Source organism: Streptomyces sp. NBC_00250 (genome assembly GCF_036192275.1).
Lineage (GTDB): Bacteria > Actinomycetota > Actinomycetes > Streptomycetales > Streptomycetaceae > Streptomyces.
In genome coordinates this window covers 8,135,270-8,157,496 of the sequence record NZ_CP108088.1, presented here as the reverse complement: position 1 = coordinate 8,157,496, position 22,227 = coordinate 8,135,270, and the positions used below count along the sequence as shown (strand labels likewise).

The following is a 22,227-nucleotide window of genomic DNA, read 5'->3' as shown; positions in this document are numbered from 1 at the left end:
CCGTTCGCCGTCCCCCCGCGGCCCCGCCGCGCGAACCGACCGCGGCCGCCCGGCGTCCCTCCCGGCATGGACACGTTCACGCACGGGATACGCCAGCTCCTGCGGTTCGCGGTACTGGAGGCGCGGTGCTGCGCCTTCGCCGTCGCGCTCGTCGGGGGGATCGCCGTCTCGTCCCTGCTGCCCGAGCTGCCGATCGCCCGCTACGACCTGCTGCTGCTGTACGGGATCGGTCTCACCGTCGTGGCCTGGAAGGTCGGGTGGGACACCGGGCGGGACATCGCGGTGATCGCCGCCTGCCATGCCACGGGCCTGCTCTTCGAGTTGGTCAAGGTACGGATGGGCTCGTGGAGTTATCCGGAGGAGGCGCTGACGAAGGTCGGCGGGGTGCCCCTGTACGGCGGGTTCCTGTACGCGGCGCTCGGCAGTTACGCCTGCCGGGCCCGGCGCCTGTTCGACCTGCGGCTGACGGGCTACCGACCGCGCGCGACGGCCGCGCTCGCCGCCGCCGTGTACGTGAACTTCTTCAGCCACCACTGGCTGCCCGACGCCCGCTGGGCCCTGGCGGCGCTTCTCCTCGTGGCGACGGCGGGGACCTGGGTGCGGTTCCGGGTGGGCGACCGGGACCACCGGATGCCGCTGGCCCTGTCGTTCGTCCTGATCGGCTTCTTCCTCTGGGTCGCGGAGAACGCGGCCACCTACGTCGGCGCCTGGAGCTATCCGGACCAGCTGGACGGCTGGCAGCCGGTGTCCCTCGCCAAGTTCGGCGCCTGGGCCCTGCTGATGACGGTCACGTTCGTCCTGGCAATGTCTTCCCACCCGGCGAGACACGAGAATTGAGGCAATTCCGTGCACGGGTGCAGGGGACGTGGTACAGTCGACAGCAGTTGCAGTCGTGGTTCCCAAAGAAACTTACAAGTGCCTTTGACGATTCGACATCGTCAGGCACTTTCTGTGTTTTCGGTGCAGTTTTCCGGACGGGGCAATCATCACGGCGACTCCGGGTTCCGCACAGTGCGGACCCCTGGGCTACGCCCCGAAGGAGATTTGACATGGCTAACGGCACCGTGAAGTGGTTCAACGCTGAAAAGGGCTTCGGCTTCATCGAGCAGGAGGGTGGCGGCCCGGACGTCTTCGCCCACTACTCCAACATCGCCACCTCTGGCTTCCGTGAGCTCCAGGAAGGCCAGAAGGTGACCTTCGACGTCACGCAGGGCCAGAAGGGCCCCCAGGCGGAGAACATCCTCCCCGCCTGACGTTGACGCGTCCGACGCAGCCGGTGTCCTCACCCGTGTGGTGAGGGCCCCGGCTCGTTGCATTTTCCAGATACTTCAAGCATTCCCAGGCTTTTTCACGGACCGGACGCCGGATTTCATCTCCTCGGCTGGCCGGATCCGCACGCTTGTGGCGTTCGGTACGTTCCTGTAATTCATCGGGCCACGCGGCCCCTCGCGAATTCCTCGAAGCGCACCGTTTCGAGGAAGGTCCCCATGAACAGCACGCACCGCGCAGACCGTACGGACAGGGCGCGACGCGCCACGCAGGCGAAGGAAGAATTCGCCGCGCCGGCCTCCGGCACCCCGGCACTGCCCCCCGCCGCCACCTTCGCCGAGCTCGACCTGCCGGCCGAGGTCCTCGACGTCCTCACGCGGCTCGGCGTCGACGAGCCGTTCCCGATCCAGTCCGCCACCCTCCCCGACGCCCTCGCGGGCCGGGACGTCCTGGGACGCGGACGCACCGGATCCGGGAAGACCCTCGCCTTCGGCCTGCCCCTGCTCGTCCGCGTCGCGGGACGCCGCGCCGAGGCCCGTAAGCCGCTCGCGCTGGTCCTCGTCCCCACCCGCGAGCTGGCCCAGCAGGTCACGGACGCGCTCGCCCCCTTCGCCCAGGCCCTCAAGCTGCGCCTGGCCACGGTGGTCGGCGGCATGTCGATCGGCCGGCAGGCCACGGCGCTGCGCGACGGGGCCGAGGTCGTGATCGCCACTCCGGGCCGCCTCATGGACCTCGTGGAGCGCAAGGACTGCCGCCTGGAGCGCGTGGGCGTCACCGTCCTCGACGAGGCCGACCAGATGGCCGACATGGGCTTCATGCCGCAGGTCACCGAGGTGCTCGACCGGGTGGGCGGCGTGGGCCAGCGCATGCTGTTCTCCGCCACGCTCGACCGCAACGTCGACCTGCTGGTCGAGCGGTACCTCGACGACCCGGTCGTCCACTCCGTCGACCCCTCGTCCGCCACGGTTTCCACGATGGACCACCACGTGCTGCAGGTGCACGGCGCCGACAAGTTCGCCACCGCCACCGAGATCGCGGCCCGCGACGGGCGGGTCATCATGTTCCTGGCGACGAAGGCGGCCGTCGACCGCTTCACCAAGCACCTCCTCGGCAGCGGTGTCCGCGCCGCCGCGCTGCACGGCGGCAAGTCCCAGCCGCTGCGGACCCGCACCCTGGACCGCTTCAGGTCCGGCGAGGTCCCGGTCCTCGTCGCCACCAACGTGGCGGCGCGCGGCATCCACGTCGACGAGCTCGACCTCGTCGTCAACGTCGACCCGCCGGCCGACCACAAGGACTATCTGCACCGCGGCGGGCGCACCGCCCGCGCCGGCGAGTCCGGAGTCGTCGTCACCCTGGTCACCTCCGACGAACGGCGTGACGTGGCCCGGCTGATGGCGGACGCGGGCATCCGCGCCCAGGTCACCCAGGTCCGCTCGGGCGAGGCCGAGCTGAGCCGCCTCACCGGAGCCCGTACCCCCTCGGGCGTACCCGTCGACGGCGCCGCGCCCAGCCAGGAGGGCACGAAGCGCGGCGGCGCGGCCTTCCGCGGCATGGGCACGGTCCCCGGCCGCCCCGGCCGCGCCAAGAACGAGTCCCGCAAGGCCGCCGAGGCCCGCAAGACGGCCGAGGCCAGGCAGGCCGCGCGCATCCGCCGCGGCAAGTGAGGCCGGTGGGGGCCCACGGCTGACGGCGAGTGTCGGCGTTTCGGCCAGCGGGGCGCCGACGGCGGGCCGTCGCAGCCAAGGGTCGGTGTATCCCGCACGCGCGGCTTGTCGCGCCGCCGTGCGGTTCGGGGAGCGTCTGAAACACGTGTGTTCGAAGTCGACGCGGTGTCGTTGAGCTCGGCAACGTGCTCACCGACGCACCCCGGAGGTCCTCTTGAGCGATGCCACCGACACCACCACCGGGACGGGAGGCGGCGGCGGTGTCCCGGCGCCTCGGCCCGCCCCGCTGGCCGCTCCCCCCGCGAGCATGCCCGCCGGTCCTCAGGACGGGGACATGACGGCGGAGCTGGAGGACGCCTACTGGGCCGTCCACGACGGTGCCGCCGCGCAGGCCACCGTCCGCGAGGTTCTGGGACGGCTGCCGAGGATCACCGCCCGTATCGGACGGCTCGCCTGGCAGGCCGACCGCCCCGCCACCCTCGCGGTCGTCGGCTGCCAACTCGCCTCGGCCGCCATGAGCGCCTTCGGTCTGATGGCCTCGGTGGCCGTCCTCCGGGAGCTGTTCGCCGAGGGCCCGACCCCCGACCGCGTCCGCGCGGCCGTCCCGCAGCTCCTCACCGTGGTCGGTTTCCTCGCCGCCCGCGCGCTGCTCGAAGCGGCGGTCGCCGTCGCCCAGGCGCGCGTCACGCCCAAGATCCGTACCGCGCTCGAATGCGAGTTCCTCCGGCTCACGGCGCACGTCCGTCTGGAGGCCGTCGAGGACGCGTCGTGGCACGACGACGTCCACCGGGCCAGTGACCGGGGCCTGTACTTCGCCCGGCAGATCGTCGGCCAGGTCGTCTCCCTCGCCTCCGCGGCCCTCGGGCTCCTCGGCACGGCCGGCGTCCTCGGGATCCTGCACCCGGCCCTCCTCCCCCTTCTGCTGCTGTCCGTCCTGCCCGTGGGCGCGGCCGCCGTGCGCGGCGCACGGAACCGGTTCCGCTCCTTCATGCGCTGGAACGCCCTGCAGCGCCGTGTCCGGGTCTTCTCCTGGCTGCTCATCGACGTGGACGCGGCGGCCGAACTCCGCTCGGACACCGCGCAGGGCGCGCTTCTCGACGAGCACCGCAGGCTGACCACCAGGATCGCCGAGGAGGACACCCGTCTCGGCACCCGCTCGGCGGCGCTGAACCTGGCGGGCCGGACGGTCGGCGGGCTCGGTACCGGCATCACCTACCTCGCCCTCGGGGCCATGCTGATCGCCGGCTGGCTGCCGCTGGCGGCCGGGGCCGGGGCGGTCCTCGCCATCCAGGCCGGGCAGTCGTCCCTGACCCGGCTCGTCGACGTCGCCCACCTCGTGTACGAGCACGCGCTGTGGGTCGACGACCTCCTCGCCGTACAGGAGCGGTGCCGTCGGCTCCTGCCGCGCCGGTCCGCCCTCCGGGCACCGGACCGGGTGAGGACGATCGCCCTGGACGACGTGGGGTTCACCTACCCGGGCAAGGACACGCCGGCCCTCGACGGGATCACCCTGCGGCTGCACGCCGGGGAGACGGTCGCCTTCGTCGGCCTCAACGGTTCGGGCAAGAGCACCTGCGCCAAGGTCCTCGCGGGGCTGTACGAGCCCCAGCGGGGCACCGTCCGCTGGGACGGGACCGATGTGTCCGGGATGGACGCCCAGTCGGTGCACGCGCAGGTCGCCTGTGTGCTCCAGGACCCGCTCCGGCTGCCGTTCAGCGCCCTGTCCAACCTGACCGTCTCCACCGGGACGCTCACCGAGGCCGAGCCGCAGCGCGTCCTGGACGCGGCCCGCGCCGCCGGGGCCGACGAGGTCGTCGCCGGACTGCCCGGCCAGTGGGGGGCGCTGCTGTCCAAGCGGTTCCGGGGCGGGCAGGAGCTGTCCGGCGGGCAGTGGGCAAAGATCGCCGTGGCCCGCGGCCTGTACAAGAAGGCGCCGCTGCTGCTGCTCGACGAGCCGACCGCGAGCATGGATCCGCCGTCCGAACACGCCGTCTACGAGGCCGTGTTGCGGGGTCGGCTGCGTGAGGACCAGATCACCGTGCTCATCTCCCACCGGCTGGCCAGCGTCGTCGACTGCGACAGGATCTTCGTCTTCGACGCCGGCCGCATCACCGAATCGGGCTCGCACGACACCCTGATGGCCCTCGGCGGCACCTACGCTTCGATGTTCACCCTCCAGGCGGGCGGCTACCGCCCGCGCGACACGACCGCCGCGGCCGCGGCCCACCACGGCACCGGTGGCACACCAGAGGAGACCTCGTGAGGGACGACGACCCGTGGAACACGATCCGTTCGCTCGCCACGCGCTTCGCGGAGTTCGACGCCGAGCGGGGCCTCGCGCCGGAGGAGCAGTGGACGCTGCAGGTGCTCAAGCTCACCGAGGAGGTGGGTGAGGCCGCTCAGGCCGTCATCGGGGCCCGGGCGTCCAATCCGCGCAAGGGCCGCAGCCACGACTGGGAGCACGTGCAGGAGGAGGTGGTGGACACGGTGATCACCGGCATGGTCTCCCTGGCCCGGATGCGCCCCGACGACGCACCCGAGTTCTTCGCCTCCGTACTCGCCCGGAAGTCGGCGAAGTTCCTCCCGCACGACGGCGACCCGGTGGTCAGGTCGCGTTGAGCGCCACCGTCGGGTGGAGGCGGGAGGCCCGGATCGCCGGGTAGAGACCGGCGATCACTCCGATGAGGAGCGTGGCCGCCAGGCCGCCGGCGAGGGACCAGGGCGGGACGACCGCCGTCCAGCCCTGGAACCGCGCGAACCCGTACGTCGCCGCCGCGCCGAGGAGCGCGCCCGTCACCCCGCCGAGCGCCGACAACAGCAGTGACTCGGTGATGAACTGGAGCCGGATCGCGTTGCGGGTCGCACCGAGGGAGCGGCGCAGGCCGATCTCCTGACGTCGCTCCAGTACGGAGATGACCATGGTGTTGGCGACCCCGACTCCGCCGACCAGGAGGGCCACGGCGCCCAGGCCCAGCATCAGGGTCGTCAGGCCCTTGTCGGTGGCGGCCTTGGCGGCCAGCGCGTCCGACGGTCGGGAGACCTTGACGCCCGCCTCACCGCCGGGGCTGATCGTGCGGGCCAGGATCGCCCGTACGTCCTCCACCGAGGCGTCCGTGGAGCGCTCGAAGACGGTCGTCGGGTGACCGTCGAAGCCGAAGTGACGCTCGGCGGCGGGGAACCCGACCATCGCGACCCGGTCGAGGTTCGGGACGAGTTCGATGGGTTTCAGGATGCCGACGACGACCACGCGGGTGTCGTTCATCATGATCGTCTCGCCGGTGCCGGTGATGCCGAGGCGGTCGGCGGCCACGGCTCCGAGGACCGTGACCGGCAGCCGTTCGCCGGCCGGGTCCAGCCAGGCGCCCTTGTCGACCTCGCCGCCGAGCGCGGCAAGGAGGTCGATGCGGACCGCCTGGGTGGTGACGCCCGCCGTGCGCTCCTCGGGGACGAGGTCGCTGCGGCGGATCCGGGCGTCGACGTCACCGGTGCCGGTGGCGTGCTGGACCGGGCCGATGCGCTCGACCATCGCGACCGCGTTCTTGGGGAGTTCGACCTTTCTGCCCAGGGCGTCCTCGCCCGCCTCGGCGGTGAGGAGATTGGTGCCGAGCCGGTCGAGCTGGGCCATCAGGTCCGCGCGGCTCGACTCGGACAGGCCGACGACCGCGACCATGGTCGCGATGCCGATGGCGATGCCGAGCGCGGACAGCACCACGCGCGCGCGACGCGCGCGAAGACCGACCGCGCCGACCCGGAGGATGTCTCGGGCGGAGAGACGGGAGGGTTTGAGGGTGCCGCTCGATGTGACGGTGCCGTTCCGTGTGAGGGTGCCGTTCAAGGCGAGGCTCCTTCCCCGGGAAGGGGGCCGCGGGCGTGTCCGGGAAGGGCGCCGCGCGCGTCCCCCGGCCGGGCGGCGCGTTCGTCCGAGACGATCTCGCCGTCCTTGAAGCGGATCCGGCGCGGCAACGAGTCCGCGATCTCGTTGTCGTGGGTGATCACACAGATGGTGGTGCCGGAGGCGTGCAGCTCGTGCAGCAGCTCCATGACGATCTCCCCCGAGGCGGTGTCGAGGGCGCCGGTCGGCTCGTCGGCGAGCAGCAGCCGGGGCTCGCCCACCAGCGCGCGGGCGATGGCCACGCGCTGCTTCTCGCCGCCGGACAGCTCGTTCGGCGTGTGGGCGTGGCGGTGGTCGAGGCGGACCCGGTCGAGCGCGTCCCGCGCCCGCGCCCGGCGTTCCCGCAGCGGCACGCCCGCGTACAGCAGCCCGTCGGCGACGTTGTCGACGGCGTCGCGCCCCGCCGCCAGGTGGAAGTGCTGGAAGACGAAGCCGATGTGGCGGGCGCGCAGTGCGGAGAGGCGGTTGTCGGAGAGGGCGGACACGTCGTACCCGGCGATCCGGACGGTGCCGCTGGTGGGCTTGTCGAGGGTGCCCATGACGTGGAGCATCGTGGACTTGCCGGAGCCCGAGGGTCCGACGACGGCGAGGAGTTCGCCCGCGCCGACGGTCAGGTTCACTCCGCGCAGGGCGTGGACTCCACCGGGGTACGACTTGGTGGCGTCCCGCAGCTCCACGACGGGGACCGGGGGCGGGGGCGCCATGACGGCTGCCGGGGTCATGAGGCCGCCATTCCGACCTTCAGGCCTTCCGTCACGTCCGGGCCGCTGACCTCGATCCGGCCGTCGGCGGTCATGCCCGTCTCCACCCGTATCGTCCTCGTGGTGGTGCCCTGGACGATCTGGAGGCCGTAACCGCCGTTCTCGCCGCGGAGGGCGAGGACCGCCTCGACGGGGACCGCGAGGACTCCCTTGCGGGCCTCGCTGACGAACTTCACGCTGGCCGGCGCCCTGGCGTCCTCGCCGGACGCGGCGCGCGCCCCGCCGTCGAGGACGACCTCGACGACGATTCCTTCCTGCCCGCCCGCGCCGTCCCCGGAGCCGGTCTCCTCGGGGCGTACGGTTCCGGCGACGCGCCCGGCCACGGTCTTCCCGCTGGGCAGGGTGACCTCCACCTTGGTGCCGGACGCCGTGAGCGCGCCGTCGGTCTGGTCCAGGTGGGCCCGGACGACCGGCTTGGTGGAGGCGATCGTCAGGACGGGTTCGCCGGGGCCGACCTGGTCGGCGAGCGCGGCGTCGGCGGAGACGACCTTGACCTGGGCGGGCTGGAAGACGACGTCTCCCCGGCCGACCTTGCCGGTGGGCTCGCGGTTCAGGGACTTCTGCCACCGCTTGACGGCGGTCTCGGTGTCCTTGTCGTACCGCGTGTCGACGTAGAGCCCGGAGCCGTACCCCAGGTCGCGAAGGTTGCGCTCCAGTTGGAGTACGTCGCTGCCCCGGTCGCCCGACTTCATCTCGCGGAACATCGGGACGGGACCGTAGAGCAGGGTGACGGGCTTGTCGTTCAGCTCGTACAGCGCCTGCCCCATGGTGAGTGTTCTGCCTTCGGAGGCGGCCACGGTGACGGTGCCGTCGACGGCGGACTTGACGGGGCGGCGCTGGGCGAAGTCGAGCCGGCCGTCTACGGTCTTGGACTGGACGAGGTCGGTGCGTACGACGGTCGCGGTGGCGGGCGGCAGGTCGCCGCCCTTCCCGGCCGGGGCGCCCCGGCCGTCGCCGAGGATGCCGACGTCGGCGACGAACACGACTCCCCCGGTGACGGCGGCGGCGACCGTCACCGCGCCGAGCACGCGGAAGGCGGTGCGGCGCTTCACTGCATGCCGTCCAGACCGTCGAGCAGCTTCGTCTTGCACGCCTCGCGGGCCTGCTTGTACGCCGGCGAGTCGCCGTCGATGGTCGGGGAGGCGGGGTTCGGGTCGCCGCCCGGCTGGGCGTTGCCGCCGCTCATGGTCGGGTTGGTGAACCGGGAGACGCCGTTGTCGCGCATGCACTTGGCGTGCGCGAGCATCGACTCGTAGTCCTTCTGCTGGTCCCGCTTGGGCTCGGCCAGCATGACCTTCTGGAGTTCGTCGACGCAGACACCGTTCTTGCCGCCCTTGGCGGCCTCCATCTGGCCGGGCCGGGAGGAGATCTCCTCGACCTTCCCCCAGTCGAGGTGACCGCTGAGCTTGGGGTCCGGGAAGTCCTTGTAGCCGCCCTTGACGCGCATGCACCGGACGTAGGCCAGCTGGGCGTCGTAGAAGGCGCTCTTCCCGGCGGGCCGGGTGCTGGGAGTGCCGGCGACGTCGGCGGACGGCGAGGCGGTGGTGGTGGTCTCCGGAACGGAGGCGATGTCGTCGGTCTGCTGGGTTCCACGGGCGCCGTCGTCACCGCTGCCGCAGGCCGCGGAGAGGAGGAGGACGGGGAGCGCGGCGAGGGCGGTGAGGCGCAGCCGGGCAGTGGCACGGGAGGTGGCACGGGAAGGTGTCTTCGGGCTCATGACCACCACCCTCGTCAGGCCAGGTGATGGCGATTCCATGGCGACATGATGAGAACGTAACAATGCCCCCGACCTGCGCATCGACCCCTGCCGGGAGGACGGAGCGGCGCTCGCGGCACCCATAATCGACCGCATGCCGCATGTACTGCTGATCGAGGACGACGCGTCCGTACGGGACGGAATGGAGCTCGTGCTGCGCCGGCACGGGTACGACGTCGACACGGCGGCCACCGGTGAGGAGGCGCTCGCGCTGCTCGACGCCCCGGGCGGCGGCAAGGTCGAGCTGGTCGTCCTCGACCTGATGCTGCCGGGGATGAACGGCTTCGAGGTGTGCCGCCGCATCCGCGCCCGTACGACCACGCTGCCGGTGATCATGCTGACCGCGCGTGGGGACGACCACGACATCGTGACGGGCCTGGAGGCGGGCGCCGACGACTACGTGGTGAAGCCGGTCACCGCGCCCGTCCTGGAGGCCCGCATCCGGGCGGCCCTGCGGCGGGCGGAACCGTCCGGGCCGTCGCGGACCGGCGACGGCGACCTCGCGGGCCTGGTGATCGACCGCGCCGGTCTCACCGTCACGAAGCACGGTGTCACGATCCCGCTGCCGCCCACCGAACTGCGGCTGCTCCTCGAACTGTCGGCCTCCCCCGGCCGGGTGTTCAGCCGCGAGCAGCTCCTCGAATCGGTCTGGGACCACACGTTCCTCGGTGACTCCCGGCTGGTGGACGCGGCGGTCGGCCGGCTGCGGGCCAAGCTGGAGGACGTACCGGCGAGGCCGCGCTACGTCCAGACGGTGCGGGGCTTCGGCTACCGCTTCGGACCGCTGTGAGCCGCGGAAAGGGCGCTGGGCTCACCAGCACCGGCGGCCGCACTCGCACCGGATCTGAATCCGGCCCCGGCCCCGGCACCGGCAGTGACCCCGGCCATGGCCATGCCACCGGCAGCGGCCCCAGTGGGCGTGGCGGGGGCCCTACGCGGCGCTCCCGGCGGCTCGTCGGCGGGCTGCGGACCCGGCTCGTCGTGACGTTCGTCGTCGTCGCGCTCATCAGCGCGGTCACCGCGACCGCGCTCGCCTACCGGGACGCGCGCACCGCCGTCCTGCGGCGCACCCAGGACGCCGCCGTGAACGACGTGCGGACGCGGGTCACCGCGGTCGCCGCCGACTTCGACCTGCCGCCCGACCAGCGGTCGCTCTCCCGGTTCGCGTCGAAGGTCTCGGACGGCCTCGGCGCCCGCATCGTGGTCGCCCGCTACCACGACCTGGCCGCGGTCTCCGATTCGCTCGCCGACACGGACGGCAGGATCACCGCCGAGCTGCGCACCGCCGTACGGGCCGGGGACGGGTCCCGGTTCCAGCGGGTCATGTGGCGGGGCGATCCCTATCTGGTGGTCGGCATGCCCGTGACGTACGCGGACGGGGACCGGCGCTCCTCCGGCCTCGAAGTCTTCGTCATCACCGATCTGCGGGCCGAACGCGACGACACCGCCGCCCTGCTCGACTCCGTACGGGCGGGAGTCCTGCCGGTGGTGGTGCTGGCCGCCGTCCTGGCGCTGCTGGCCGCCGGAACGGTCCTCCGTCCCGTACGGAAGCTGGGACGGGCCACGCGCGAGCTCGCGGAGGGCGATCTCGGGAGTCGGGTCGCGGTCACGGGGCACGACGAACTGGCCGATCTGGCGCGGACGTTCAACGAGACGGCGGACGCCCTTCAGGCCTCCGACGCGCGGCTGCGCGAGCAGGAGGCGAAGGCGCGCCGCTTCGTGGCGGACGTATCGCACGAACTGCGCACACCTCTGGCGGCGATGACGATGGTCGCGACCGTCCTGGAGGAGGACGCCGACCAGCTGCCGCCGGACGCGGCGCGGGCGGCCCGTACCGTGGGCGCGGAGACGGCACGGCTCTCGCGGCTCGTCGAGGACCTGATGGAGATCTCCCGCTTCGACGCGAACGCGGTCCGGCTGAACGCGGCGGAGACGGACCTCGCCGATGCGGTACGGGCGTCGCTCGCGGTGCGCGGCTGGACGGACCGGGTGGAGGTCCGCCTCGACGAGGGGGTACGGGCGGTGGTCGACCGGCGTCGCGTCGATGTGATCGTGGCGAACCTGGTGGGCAACGCGCTGCGGCACGGAGCCCCGCCGGTCACCGTGACCCTCGGCACGACCGGGGCAGCGGACGGGGAGTGGGTGACGGTGGAGGTCGCCGACCACGGCCCGGGGCTGCCGGCGGAGGCCCGGGAGCGGGTCTTCGACCGGTTCTACAAGGCGGATACGGCCCGCACGCGGAGTGCGGCCGACACCGCCGGGCAGGGCAGCGGCCTCGGCACGGCGATCGCCCTGGAGAACGCGCGGCTGCACGGCGGCACGATCGACGTCGTCGAAGGGCCGGAGGGCGGTGCCGTGTTCACACTGCGCCTGCCCCTGCGGCGTACGGAAGAGGGAGCGGAGTGAAGGGACGAGCGGGAGTGCTGCTCTCCGTCCTCGGGATCGCCCTGGTGGGGTGCGGTGTGCAGCCGACGGGGGTGATAGGGGCGGGTGAGCCGGCGTCCGGGCTGACGCGGGGAGTCCGGCTGTACTTCGCGTCGGACAGCGGACTGCGGGGAGTGCCGGTGCTCGACAGGAAGGTCGAGAGCCTCAACGCGGTGGTGAAACTGCTCGCCGGCGGCCCTCCCCCGGCCGAACAGCGTGACGGCCTCACCAACCTGGTCCAGCTCGGCGGCTACACGGTGACGGGCGAGGGCGACCAGGTCACGGTGCACCTGGAGGACCCGTACGCGGCGTCGGGCCGCGACCAGGGCACGGGGCAACTGGTGTGCACCCTGGCCCGCGCGCAGTCCGTGCTCGACCCGACGGTCAGGACCGACGACGTGAAGGTCACGCTGCGCCGGCCGGAGGGCCGGGACCTCGGCCCCTACCGGTGCGGCGAGTTCCTCAACGGGTAGCGCGGGCCGAGCCGGCGGCAGGTCGTCGTGTCCTACCGCTTCACGGGCGCGGCGATCGTGCGTGCGAGGCGTCGCGGGCAAGGCGGGACCTGCCGGACACGACCTAGGTGTCCGCGCGGGACAGAGGGCCGGTGTCGCCTGCCTCGACATGGGGCACGGGACCGCCGCGGGGGTCGGCCTTCAGCAGATCCAGCAGGCCGGTGATCTCGTAGTCGCCCTCCAGCGGATGCCGGAAGCGCATGCCGGAGGACAGGCGGTAGCGGTTGCGCCGCCCCTCGCGCGCGTGCGCCAGGTACCCGGCGGCCTCCAGATCGGCGACGATCGCCTGCACCGTCCGCTCGGTCACCTCGCATGCGACGGCGACGTCACGCAGACGTACATCGGGATCTCGGGCGATCACCACCAGCACTCGGGCGTGGTTCGTCAGGAAGGTCCACGACCGACGATCGCCTGAACTGTCACCCATGCACCCATTATGTGGCGATTTACTCATGAGTCGCAAGACCGGAAATTCATCTCATGTGATTGTTGACGTATTACGGGCCAAAAGAGGACGATAGAGACGAAAGGATCAGGTCTGACCGGCCCATGGGAGCACACCATGCACCCCCTTCCAGGCCGCCCCACCGATCCCCGGGCGCCCGCCGGCGACACCGTCCCCGAGCCGCCCGTGACCGGGCAGGACGCGCAGATGACCGTGGAGGTCACACCGGGCGGCAGTGTCGTCGTCAGCGGTGAGATCGACCATGCCACCGCCCCCGCCCTGTACCGGGACCTCGAGGCCGCGCTGCGCGCGCACCCGGAAGGCGTCACGCTCGACCTGGCGGCCGTCACCTTCTGCGACTGCGTGGGTCTGCGCGCCTTCGTGGCCGCTCGACGCGGGCATCTGAACGGCGGGCGCTGCCCGCTGGCCCTGGGACCCGTGAGCCCACGGATGAGCCGCCTGTTCCGACTGACCGGCACGTGGGAACTCTTCGCACCGCCGATCGCTCCGCGGCAGGCGGGTCAGGGGCGGCGAAGGGGCGCGGGTCGATGAAGAGGCGCGGGTCGACGAAGGGCGCGGGTCAATGAAGAGGCAGCCGCACCTCGATCGTCTTGCCGCCCTCCGGCGGCAGACTCAGCCTGATCTCCTGTGCCAGCAGCTTGATCAGGGGCCAGCCGAAGCCGCCCTCCGCCAGGCCGGTGGCACGCTCCCTCCCGTGGGCGTCCGTGAGGTGCGGCAGCTCGCCGCTCGCGTCAGCGACGGTGATCGTCACCACGCCCGGGTCGAGGTCCACGTCGAAGCCGGTGAGCCCGCCGCCGTGCCGCAGCGCATTGGTCACCAGCTCGGACGTCACGAGCAGCGCGTCCCCGACGGCGGTGGTGGACGGCGGGCTCCCGTTCCCCGTCGCGGCCACCCGGAGCGCTGCCGCCACCTGGGCGCGCGCCTCGGCCGCGTCATGCGGAACGAAGGGCCGGCGGTTCCTGTCCTGCGTGCGATGCCCTGCGGTCACTGTTCTTCCCACCCTGTCTGCGCTCGTCCCACCCTCTTCTCGTCCCCACCGTCTCCTCGCCCCACCCTCTTCTCGTCCCCACCCTCTGCTCTCGTCCTTCACCAAGCCCCTGCCCCGACAATCCGTTCGCATTCCCCCGCCTCTCCCCCTCCGTCACCCACGCGGCCCGTGGGACACGGGAGCGGGCATGAGGCCAGAGGGACCTCGCACGAGGAGCCTTCATGTCGAACAACCGCACCACCGTCCGGAGCGGCCGGTCCGTCCGCCACGACCCCGTCGAGGTGCCGCCCGGGCTCCCGGAGTTCGCGGACATCGCGGAGCTCGCGGAGCTCGCGGATCCCCTGGCGGTGAGCACCGCGGACGCCCGCACGCTCTCGGCGATCCTGTTCACCCGGCTGCGGTCCCTCGACGAGGGCACGTCCTCGTACTCGCACCTACGCAACACCCTGGTCGAACTGAACCTCAGCCTCGTCAAGTACGCGGCGACCCGGTTCCGTCGTTCCGACGAATCCTGGGAGGACGTCATCCAGGTCGGCACGGTCGGCCTGATCAAGGCGATCAACCGCTTCGACCCCGACCGGGGCAACGAGTTCATGTCCTTCGCCCTGCCGACCGTGCTCGGCGAGATACGGCGGCATCTGAGGGACACCAGCTGGAGCGTCCACGTACCGCGCCGTCTGCAGGAGCTGCGCCTGGACCTGGCGAAGGCCGGCGACGCCCTCGAACAGGACCTGGGCCGCCCGCCGACGGCCCCGGAGCTCAGTGCCCACCTCCACATCACCGAGGCGGAACTGCGCGAGGGGCGGATCGCCGCGAACGGGTTCACCAGCCGTTCGCTCGACGTTCCCGTGGACGACGAGGACGGCGGGCCGGGGACGCTCGCGCGCCGCCTCGGCACCGTCGACGACTCCTTCGAGAAGATCGAGAACCTGGAAGCGCTCAAGCCGCTCGTCGCCGCCCTCTCCGCGCGCGACCGGACGATCCTGGCGCTGCGCTTCGGTGACGAGCTGACCCAGGCGGAGATAGGCGAGCGGCTCGGCCTCTCGCAGATGCACGTGTCCCGTCTTCTCAGCCGCATCCTGGGCGGTCTGCGTACGGGCCTGATGGCGGATGACCCACCGAAGACACCCGCGGTCGCGATATGAGCGGACCGGGGAGCGGTCGGCCGCCGGGCGCACGGTGCCCACGTCACCGGCCGGGGGGTCCGCCGAGGGATCCAGGAGGCGGCGGGTCGCCCCGCCGGGGCCCTGACGCGCCGCGGTCCGACGCCCTCGGGGCAGCGGTCCGTCGAGTCGCCGCCGGGACCGGTGTCGCCACCTCCATCCAGAAGGACTTGCCTTCGTCCGCGGGCACGGATCCCCACGCGCGCGTGAGGCGGTCGATCACGATCAGGCCGTTGCCGCCCGGCTGCCCCGGCGCGCCCCGGGGCCGGAAACCGGGAATCCGGCTGCTCCGGTCGCTCACCTCGATCCGCAGGTCCCCCGTGGGACCGGGCGCCGCGTCGGTCGCGGCGCCGGGTGCCGCATCGGCCGGCACTCCGGTGCCCCGCGGTCGGGCGGGAGCGAGTCGGATCACCAGCTCCGTCGGCCCGCCGGCGTGGAGGCAGGCGTTGGTCACCGCTTCCGACACCACCAGGAGTACGTCCTCGATCGCGAGGTCCCGCTCCTCCGCCGTGAGCCCCGTGGCCTCCGGAGGGCCGGGCCAGTCCCAGTCGGTGAGCGCCACGCGGCAGAAGTCACGGCACCGTGCGACCACGGACTCCGGGCTCCGCAGGACGAGCCGTCTGATCTGGCCCCTGGACCGGACCGGTTCACTCATCCCCGCCTCCACCGTGCCCGGTGTCGCGCGGCGCTCACGAGCGCTTCCCCTCGATCAGGTCCCCGGGCAGCTCGTCGTACACCGTGAACACCGCCACGACTCCGGTGATGTCGAACACCCGGTCGACGGGCGGGCGCAGCGCGGCGAGCTCCAGCGCGCTGCCCGCTTCCCGCGCGTCCAGTCGCGTGGTCAACAGCAGGTTGAGCCCGGTCGAGTCGCAGAAGGTCAGCCGTTCGCAGTCCACGACGATCCGCTCGGGGCGCCGTTCCAGGGCCTCGGTCAGCGCCGTGCGCAGCGGCTCCTGGGTGTCGCGGTCGAGCTCCCCCGCCACCGTGACGACGGCCGTGGCGCCGCTCCACCGGACGGCGGCCGTCAGGCGGGGGCCGACAAGCCCGGCATCGCCCGTCCCCGTCGCATCCCTTGGCATCCGGCACTCCGGTTCCCGTCGGCGCAGAATTGCGAGCTGAGGCCGACGATACGCCGGGGCCTCCGGGCACGGCGAGCGGAAGCCGTCCGGCCGCGGAGCGGGGCGGGTGGTGTTCGCCGTACGGGTTCTCGTGTGATGCGACGAAGGGCCCCCGGGGTACGGATGTGACCGGGCGGGCCGGGCAGACGCGGCGTACGGCCCTCTGCGCCACGCGGGCCCTCGGACCGGAAGGTGAGGCGGATGACTGACCGCGACACCGGGCGGGGACGCGAGCGGGGGCAGGAGGAACGCCCGGACGGGCCGGGTGCACGCGGGACCGGGCGGGGACGCGAGCGGGGGCGGGAGGAACGCCCGGACGGGCCGGGTGGACGCGGGACCAGGCGGGGGCGCGAGGAGACCGCGGACGAACGCGCCGACCGGCAGTGGCAGGACCTCATGCAGGAGATCCGGGTGGTCCAGACGGGTGTCCAGATCCTCCTGGGCTTCCTGCTGACCGTGGTCTTCACTCCGCGGTACGAGAGCCTCGGTCCGGGCGACAAGGCGATCTACGTCCTGACCGTGGTCCTCGGATCGCTGGCGACCGGCGCGCTCATCGGACCGGTGTCCTTCCACCGCCTCGTGGCGGGCCGGCGGATCAAACCGCAGGCGGTCGCCTGGGCGTCCCGGCTGACCTTCATCGGGATCCTGCTCCTGGTCGCCACCCTCACCAGCGCGCTCGTCCTCGTCCTCCGCGTGGCCACCGACAACGCGATCGTTCCCTGGCTCGTGGCCGGGGTCCTGGCCTGGTACCTGCTGTGCTGGTTCGCCCTGCCGCTGTGGGCCCGGCGCCGGCACACCGCGAAACGGAGGGAGTGACGGGAGGAGCGGCGGGTAGCCGCACGGAGGAGACGCCCGGAAACACGCGGGAGGAGCACGTCATGCCTCGCGGATCCAGCCCGAACCGGGAACGGCAGTACGAGCACATCAAGGAGAGCGCGGAACGGCGTGGCGAGAGCGAGAAGCGCGCCAGGGAGATCGCCGCCCGCACCGTGAACAAGGAACGGGCCCGGCACGGCGAGTCCAAGACCGCCGGCCGGCTGTCCCTGGAGGACATGTCCTCCGGTGAGCGCGGCGGCCGGCGCTCCCACAGCGGTGCCCAGGGGCGTACGTACGACCAGCTCTACGAAGAGGCCAGGCGCCGCGGCATCGACGGCCGCTCGACGATGAACAAGGCGCAGCTCCGGCGCGCCCTCGGCGGTGGCTGAGCCGGCCTCCCGGGGTCAGGCGTCCTGGATGCGCCGGAAGGGGCGGTCCGCCTCCAGCGCGAACGCGACTTCGAGGAGCGTCCGTTCGCTGCCGGGGCGGCCGGAGAACATGACGCCGATGGGCAGCCCGTCCTCCGTCGCGTTCGCCGCCGGTACCGAGATCGACGGCGTCCCGACGACGTTGTTGACCGGGGTGAAGGCGACGTACGCGAGGATCCGCTCGATCAGTGTCGCGTACGGCACGGTCGGGCTGAGGTGACCGATCTCCGGCGTGGTGTGCGCCAGCACGGGCGTGAGGACGAGGTCGAGGCCGCGGAAGGCCGCCGCGTACGCCTCCCTCGTCCGCTTCAGGCGCCGCAGGACGCCCGGCGTGCGCCGCCAGCTCTTCAGGTAGTCCTCGCGCAGCCCCCGGCTGAGGCCGTCCATCCGGTGCCGGTCGAAGTCCGCGCCGAAGGTCCGGCCCGTGACGCCGAGGAGGAACGACAGCAGGCCCCAGTACGTGAGGAAGTCGTCGGTGAAGCGGGGGTCGAGGTGCAGTTCCACCGGCTCCACGGTGTGGCCGAGCCGTTCGAGCGTCGCGACGGTGTCCGTGACGGCCGTCCGGGTCGCGGTGTCGGCGCGGACGCCGTTCGGGGAGTCGACCAGGAACCCGATGCGCAGGCGCCGGTCCGAGGGGCCTTCGACCAGACCGAGGGGCGGCAGCTTCGGGTTGCGCCAGTGGGTCTCGGCGGCGGCGAGGAACGCGGCGGTGTCCCGTACCGACCTGCTCACGATGCCGTCGGAGACGATGTCGAGGGGCAGTTGGCGGCTCTGGGCGTTCGTCACGACCCGGCCGCGGGTCGGCTTGAGACCGACGAGTCCGCAGCAGGCGGCGGGAATGCGGATCGATCCGCCGCCGTCGTTGGCGTGGGCGATCGGCACCGCCCCGGCCGCGACGAGCGCCGCGCTGCCGCCCGACGAACCGCCCGCGGAGTAGCCGGTGTTCCACGGGTTGCGGACCGGTTCGGCGCCCTCGTACTCGGTGGTCGGGCTGAAGCCGAACTCGGGCAGCCGGGTCTTGCCGAGGACGGTGACTCCGCTGCTCAGGAACTGCCGGGCGAAGGGCGCGTGACGCCGCGCGACGCGAGGGGTGAAGGCCGCACTGCCGTGGCCGGTGGGCAGGCCCAGGTAGTCGGTGTTGTCCTTGACGAAGGTCGGCACTCCGGCGAAGGCACCGCCGCCCGACCCGGCGACGGGCACGGGGGAATCGATGTGCGCCTGGACCGCGTGGAGCCGCTCCTCGACCTCGCGTACGCGCGCGGCCGCGTCCCGGGCGACCTCGGCGGCGCCGACCTCGCCCCGCCGTATCGCCGCGGCGAGCCCGACGGCGTCGTGCTCCCCGAGCGCGTCGTCCCGGAATGCGTGGACCGTGGCCCGTTCCTCGAAAGTCGTCACCGCTACCTCAGCCCCCGGCCGTTTGGATGGTTGGCCGCCAGCATGCCCTACCAACCAGTAACACGCGAGGGGTTGAGCCCGGCCGGAGCCCTTCGATGGATCGAGCCTCAAGACCCTCATGGAGACCGGCGAACCCTGCCGCCCGCCTGAGGACCGGAGGACCGGAGGACCGGAGGACCGGGCGCCGGGACCGGGCACGGGGCAAAGAGAAAGGCAAGGAGGTGATTCCTCTCCTTGCCACTCTCAAGATATAGCGCACGGGGGGCCTTGCGGCAAGGCCCCCGTCGTGGGGCAGAATCTCCAGCCGTAGCCGGTGACCTGCGTGAATGTGTTGTCCGCACGGTACTTGCGCTCGTGGCGGCGTCGAGATCTCGCGACGGGCGGCCGGCTGGATGCGATCTATGGAAACGGGGCGGTTCTCATGTTTGACGTGATCGTTGTCGGCAGCGGTCCGACCGGCTTGATGCTGGCCGGCGAACTGCGGCTGCACGGCGTGCACGTGCTCGTACTGGACAAGGAGGCGGAGCCGACCCGGCAGTCGCGCGCGCAGGGCCTGCACGTGCGCAGCATCGAGGTGATGGACCAGCGCGGTCTGTTGGAACGCTTCCTCGGGCTCGGGAAGCAGGTCACGGCCGGCGGCTTCTTCGCCGGTCTCGGCACCTCGTGGCCCGAACGGCTCGACACGGCCCACTCGTACGTCCTCGGCATCCCGCAGACCGTCACCGACCGCCTGCTGACCGAGCACGCCATCGAGGTCGGCGCGGAGATCCGGCGCGGCCGCGAGCTGGTCGGACTGAGTCAGGACGAGGACGGCGTGACCGTCGAACTGGCCGACGGCGAACAGCTGCGCGCGCGGTACGTCGTCGGCTGCGACGGCGGCCGGAGCACGGTCCGGAAGCTGCTCGGTGTCGCCTTCCCCGGTGAGCCCTCCAGGGTCGAGACGCTGCTCGGCGAGATGGAAGTCTCCGTATTGCCCGAGGAGTTGGCCGCGGTCGTGGCCGAAGTCCGCAAGACCCAGCAGCGGTTCGGTGCCATGCCCATGGGCGAGGGGACGTATCGCGTCGTCGTACCCGCCGAGGGGGTGGCCGAGGACCGTACGGCCACACCGACCCTCGACGAGTTCAAGGAGCAGCTGCGGGCTTTCGCCGGGACCGACTTCGGTGTGCACTCGCCGCGCTGGCTGTCGCGCTTCGGCGACGCCACCCGGCAGGCCGAGCGTTACCGGGTCGACCGGGTGTTCCTCGCCGGCGACGCGGCGCACATCCACCCGCCGACCGGCGGGCAGGGGCTCAACCTCGGCGTCCAGGACGCGTTCAACCTGGGTTGGAAGCTGGCGGCGGAGGTCAACGGCTGGGCGCCGGAGGGACTCCTCGACAGCTACCACACCGAGCGGCACCCGGTGGCCACCGACGTCCTGGACAACACCCGTGCGCAGATCCAGCTGATGTCGACCGAGCCCGGCCCTCTGGCGGTGCGCCGACTGCTCGCGGAGCTGGCGGAGTTCGAGAACGTCAACCGGTACCTGATCGAGAAGATCACGGCGATCTCGGTCCGCTACGACTTCGGCGACGGGCACGAGCTCCTGGGCCGGCGGATGCGGGACCTGGAACTGAAGCAGGGGCGCCTCTACGAGCGGATGCACGAGGGCCGCGGACTGCTTCTCGACCAGACCGGCCGGCTCTCGGTCGAGGGCTGGGCGGATCGGGTCGACCACGTGGTCGAGGTCAGCGAGGAACTGGACGTACCCGCGGTGCTGTTGCGTCCCGACGGCCATGTGGCGTGGGTCGGTGAGGACCAGCAGGACCTGATCGCGCACCTGCCCAGGTGGTTCGGCGCCGCGCAGGGCTGAGCGGGCGGAGCATGCCCGGGAGGTCCCCGGGGAGGCGGGCGGGCCACACGTGATCAGGTGGCGGCCGGCCTCCCCGGGGTGCTCCTGCCGAACCCGGTGCGACGTGGCCGCGGAGGCATGCGCCCCGCCTCCGGGTGCGACGGCCGAGAAGCGACGTCCTCCGGCCGGTGCCACCGGTGCAGAATGGCGGCATGACCTTGAAGATCACCCCCGTGCGGGTGTTGCGCACCGGCGAGGTACCGGAGTCGGCCGTGCTTCCCGTCGCCGACGGGACGGTGACGCTCTGGCGGCTGCCGGTGGCGGAGGATCCCGGCGCGCCCGCCCTCCTGGACGCCGAGGAACGGCAACGGTGGAAGTCGCTGATACGGGAGGACCACCGGACGCGGTATCTCGCCGCGCACGGGGGGTTGCGGCGGCTGCTCGGGCAGTACCTGGGGATGCGGGCGGACGAGGTGGTGTTCGTCAGGGAGGACTGTCCCCTCTGCGCCGCCCCGCACGGACGGCCGGCCGTGCGGGGCGGCGGGGTTCACTTCTCGCTCTCGCACAGCGAGGACCTGATTCTCGTCGGGCTCGCCGCGACGCCCGTGGGTGTGGACGTCGAGGCGCATCCGAAGGCCGAGGTGTCGGCCCTCGTGGCGGACAGCCTGCACCCACGGGAACGGGAGGAGTTCGCCCGGCTGCCCCTGGAGGCCCGGCCGGCGGCGTTCGCCCGGTGCTGGGTACGCAAGGAGGCCTACCTCAAGGGCACGGGAGAAGGGCTGGCCGGCGGGCTCGACCGCACCTACCTGGGACTGGGCCCGGAGCCGGCCGCGATACCCGGCTGGTCGCTGGCCGACGTGAGCGTCGCGCCCTCCTACGAGGCGGCCGTCGCCGTCGCACAACGGTGACCGGAAGCGGCTTGCACGGGCCGCACCCCCGGCCGGAGGACCTCCCGGACGACGCGGCGCAACTCTGCGTCGAAGCCGCGCCGACCGATCGGCGTGGCGCCTTCCCCGCTTGACCTTGACACGGTGACAAGGTCTTCACTGCGGGCAAGGAGGTGGTCCCGATGACCATGGCACGACAGGACACGGACACGACGCGGGCGCTCCAGAGCCTTGAGGACGGCCGCTCGTCGGTGCGGCTGCGGGCGGCACTGGCGGCCGGGACGAACCCGGACCCACGGTTCGTCGACAAGCTCATCGAGCGCTGCGCGATCGAGCCCGACTTCTCCGTGCGCGAGACGCTCACCTGGGCGCTCACCCGTCACTCGCCGTCCCTCACGGTCCCGGCGCTCGTCGACGAGGTCCGCTCGGAGCGGGCACAGGCACGGAGCCAGGCCTTGCACACACTGTCCAAGATCGGGGACCGGCAGGCCTGGCCGGCGATCACCCGGGCGCTGCTTTCCGACGCCGACGACGAGGTGGCGCGGAGCGCCTGGCGGGCGGCGGTCGTGCTCGTACCCGAGGGTGAAGAGGCCGCGCTGGCCGGAGTGTTGGCGACGCAGCTCGGGCGTGGCGGGCGCGCGACGCAGTTGAGCCTCAGCCGGGCGCTGATCGCGCTCGGTGAGGTGATCCTGACGACGCTGCGCACGGCGGCGACGGATCCCGCGCCTCGTGTGCGTCAGCACGCGCTCGCGACGGAGCGGCTGATGCGCGACCCGGATGCCGGGTTCGAGTTCGCGGTCGAGGAGGCGAAGCGCGTCGTCGCCCTCGGCGGGGCGGGTCACGAGGGAGGCTAGGGC

At 72.4% G+C, this 22,227-nt stretch carries 24 protein-coding genes; 15 read left to right on the top strand and 9 right to left on the bottom strand.

Features of this window, described 5'->3' with window-relative positions:
* The first annotated feature begins 66 nt into the window (after positions 1 to 66).
* The 5 genes from OG259_RS36895 to OG259_RS36875 all read left to right on the top strand — a co-directional run bounded on the left by OG259_RS36895 (position 67) and on the right by OG259_RS36875 (position 5,552).
* Positions 67 to 837 carry a DUF817 domain-containing protein gene (locus OG259_RS36895; protein ID WP_328946210.1) on the top strand — a complete coding sequence of 257 codons (771 nt, stop codon included), beginning with the start codon at positions 67 to 69 and terminating at the stop codon, positions 835 to 837.
* Between the two features lie 212 nt (positions 838 to 1,049).
* The gene (locus OG259_RS36890) at positions 1,050 to 1,253 is read left to right on the top strand and encodes a cold-shock protein (protein ID WP_030218719.1); all 204 of its coding nucleotides are present in this window, start codon (positions 1,050 to 1,052) and stop codon (positions 1,251 to 1,253) included.
* Between the two features lie 234 nt (positions 1,254 to 1,487).
* Positions 1,488 to 2,933 (top strand): DEAD/DEAH box helicase, encoded by a 1,446-nt coding sequence (locus OG259_RS36885; protein WP_328946209.1) that lies wholly within the window; start codon positions 1,488 to 1,490, stop codon positions 2,931 to 2,933.
* Positions 2,934 to 3,147: 214 nt separating this feature from the next.
* Positions 3,148 to 5,196 (top strand): ABC transporter ATP-binding protein, encoded by a 2,049-nt coding sequence (locus tag OG259_RS36880; RefSeq protein ID WP_328946208.1) that lies wholly within the window; start codon positions 3,148 to 3,150, stop codon positions 5,194 to 5,196.
* Entirely contained in the window at positions 5,193 to 5,552 is a 360-nt protein-coding gene (locus OG259_RS36875; protein WP_328946207.1) for a MazG-like family protein, read from the top strand. The genes OG259_RS36880 and OG259_RS36875 overlap by 4 nt, the downstream gene beginning before the upstream one ends.
* On the opposite strand, the gene OG259_RS36870 is transcribed toward OG259_RS36875, so the two are convergent.
* The 4 genes from OG259_RS36870 to OG259_RS36855 are packed head-to-tail and all read right to left on the bottom strand — an operon-like array spanning position 5,539 to position 9,303.
* Positions 5,539 to 6,768 carry an ABC transporter permease gene (locus tag OG259_RS36870; protein WP_328946206.1) on the bottom strand — a complete coding sequence of 410 codons (1,230 nt, stop codon included), beginning with the start codon at positions 6,766 to 6,768 and terminating at the stop codon, positions 5,539 to 5,541. The genes OG259_RS36875 and OG259_RS36870 overlap by 14 nt on opposite strands.
* Positions 6,765 to 7,547 (bottom strand): ABC transporter ATP-binding protein, encoded by a 783-nt coding sequence (locus OG259_RS36865; RefSeq protein WP_328946205.1) that lies wholly within the window; start codon positions 7,545 to 7,547, stop codon positions 6,765 to 6,767. The genes OG259_RS36870 and OG259_RS36865 overlap by 4 nt, the downstream gene beginning before the upstream one ends.
* Positions 7,544 to 8,638, bottom strand: coding sequence for a peptidoglycan-binding domain-containing protein (locus OG259_RS36860; protein WP_328946204.1), 1,095 nt, complete (start codon positions 8,636 to 8,638; stop codon positions 7,544 to 7,546). Before OG259_RS36860 ends, OG259_RS36865 begins: the two co-directional genes overlap by 4 nt.
* On the bottom strand, positions 8,635 to 9,303 hold the full coding sequence (locus OG259_RS36855) for a hypothetical protein (protein ID WP_328946203.1): 669 nt from the start codon (positions 9,301 to 9,303) through the stop codon (positions 8,635 to 8,637). Before OG259_RS36855 ends, OG259_RS36860 begins: the two co-directional genes overlap by 4 nt.
* 133 nt (positions 9,304 to 9,436) lie before the next feature.
* On the opposite strand from OG259_RS36855, the gene OG259_RS36850 reads away from it, so the two are divergent.
* The 3 genes from OG259_RS36850 to OG259_RS36840 all read left to right on the top strand — a co-directional run bounded on the left by OG259_RS36850 (position 9,437) and on the right by OG259_RS36840 (position 12,239).
* On the top strand, positions 9,437 to 10,132 hold the full coding sequence (locus OG259_RS36850) for a response regulator transcription factor (protein WP_328946202.1): 696 nt from the start codon (positions 9,437 to 9,439) through the stop codon (positions 10,130 to 10,132).
* A 191-nt stretch (positions 10,133 to 10,323) separates the two neighbouring features.
* Positions 10,324 to 11,748, top strand: a complete 1,425-nt coding sequence (locus OG259_RS36845; RefSeq protein ID WP_443052079.1) for an ATP-binding protein — start codon at positions 10,324 to 10,326, stop codon at positions 11,746 to 11,748.
* Positions 11,745 to 12,239 (top strand): hypothetical protein, encoded by a 495-nt coding sequence (locus tag OG259_RS36840; protein WP_328946201.1) that lies wholly within the window; start codon positions 11,745 to 11,747, stop codon positions 12,237 to 12,239. The genes OG259_RS36845 and OG259_RS36840 overlap by 4 nt, the downstream gene beginning before the upstream one ends.
* Positions 12,240 to 12,342: 103 nt before the next feature.
* Here the strand turns inward: OG259_RS36840 and OG259_RS36835 are convergent, their stop codons facing one another.
* The gene (locus OG259_RS36835) at positions 12,343 to 12,705 is read right to left on the bottom strand and encodes a helix-turn-helix transcriptional regulator (RefSeq protein ID WP_328946200.1); all 363 of its coding nucleotides are present in this window, start codon (positions 12,703 to 12,705) and stop codon (positions 12,343 to 12,345) included.
* Positions 12,706 to 12,840: 135 nt separating this feature from the next.
* Between OG259_RS36835 and OG259_RS36830 the strand changes: the two genes are divergently transcribed.
* The gene (locus tag OG259_RS36830) at positions 12,841 to 13,275 is read left to right on the top strand and encodes an STAS domain-containing protein (RefSeq protein WP_328946199.1); all 435 of its coding nucleotides are present in this window, start codon (positions 12,841 to 12,843) and stop codon (positions 13,273 to 13,275) included.
* 28 nt (positions 13,276 to 13,303) lie between these two features.
* Here the strand turns inward: OG259_RS36830 and OG259_RS36825 are convergent, their stop codons facing one another.
* Positions 13,304 to 13,732, bottom strand: coding sequence for an ATP-binding protein (locus OG259_RS36825; protein ID WP_328946198.1), 429 nt, complete (start codon positions 13,730 to 13,732; stop codon positions 13,304 to 13,306).
* A gap of 221 nt (positions 13,733 to 13,953) precedes the next feature.
* Here OG259_RS36825 and OG259_RS36820 point away from each other — a divergent pair, with 221 nt between their 5' ends.
* Positions 13,954 to 14,877, top strand: coding sequence for a SigB/SigF/SigG family RNA polymerase sigma factor (locus OG259_RS36820; protein WP_328946197.1), 924 nt, complete (start codon positions 13,954 to 13,956; stop codon positions 14,875 to 14,877).
* A 43-nt stretch (positions 14,878 to 14,920) separates the two neighbouring features.
* Here OG259_RS36820 and OG259_RS36815 read toward each other — a convergent pair whose 3' ends face one another.
* Together OG259_RS36815 and OG259_RS36810 are read right to left on the bottom strand one after the other, a co-directional pair.
* Positions 14,921 to 15,550 (bottom strand): ATP-binding protein, encoded by a 630-nt coding sequence (locus tag OG259_RS36815; RefSeq protein ID WP_328946196.1) that lies wholly within the window; start codon positions 15,548 to 15,550, stop codon positions 14,921 to 14,923.
* A 34-nt stretch (positions 15,551 to 15,584) separates the two neighbouring features.
* Positions 15,585 to 15,977, bottom strand: a complete 393-nt coding sequence (locus OG259_RS36810) for an STAS domain-containing protein (RefSeq protein WP_328946195.1) — start codon at positions 15,975 to 15,977, stop codon at positions 15,585 to 15,587.
* Positions 15,978 to 16,217: 240 nt separating this feature from the next.
* Between OG259_RS36810 and OG259_RS36805 the strand changes: the two genes are divergently transcribed.
* The gene (locus OG259_RS36805) at positions 16,218 to 16,832 is read left to right on the top strand and encodes a DUF6328 family protein (protein ID WP_328946194.1); all 615 of its coding nucleotides are present in this window, start codon (positions 16,218 to 16,220) and stop codon (positions 16,830 to 16,832) included.
* 62 nt (positions 16,833 to 16,894) lie between these two features.
* The gene (locus OG259_RS36800; RefSeq protein WP_328946193.1) at positions 16,895 to 17,221 is read left to right on the top strand and encodes a plasmid stabilization protein; all 327 of its coding nucleotides are present in this window, start codon (positions 16,895 to 16,897) and stop codon (positions 17,219 to 17,221) included.
* A gap of 15 nt (positions 17,222 to 17,236) precedes the next feature.
* Here OG259_RS36800 and OG259_RS36795 read toward each other — a convergent pair whose 3' ends face one another.
* Positions 17,237 to 18,655, bottom strand: coding sequence for an amidase (locus OG259_RS36795; protein ID WP_328946192.1), 1,419 nt, complete (start codon positions 18,653 to 18,655; stop codon positions 17,237 to 17,239).
* A 421-nt stretch (positions 18,656 to 19,076) separates the two neighbouring features.
* On the opposite strand from OG259_RS36795, the gene rox reads away from it, so the two are divergent.
* From rox to OG259_RS36780, 3 genes are all read left to right on the top strand, one after another.
* Positions 19,077 to 20,504: a rifampin monooxygenase gene (rox, locus tag OG259_RS36790; protein ID WP_328946191.1), complete on the top strand. Its 1,428-nt coding sequence runs from the start codon at positions 19,077 to 19,079 to the stop codon at positions 20,502 to 20,504.
* Between the two features lie 191 nt (positions 20,505 to 20,695).
* Positions 20,696 to 21,391, top strand: a complete 696-nt coding sequence (locus OG259_RS36785; protein ID WP_328946190.1) for a 4'-phosphopantetheinyl transferase family protein — start codon at positions 20,696 to 20,698, stop codon at positions 21,389 to 21,391.
* Positions 21,392 to 21,552: 161 nt separating this feature from the next.
* On the top strand, positions 21,553 to 22,224 hold the full coding sequence (locus OG259_RS36780; protein ID WP_328946189.1) for a HEAT repeat domain-containing protein: 672 nt from the start codon (positions 21,553 to 21,555) through the stop codon (positions 22,222 to 22,224).
* Positions 22,225 to 22,227: the final 3 nt, after the last annotated feature.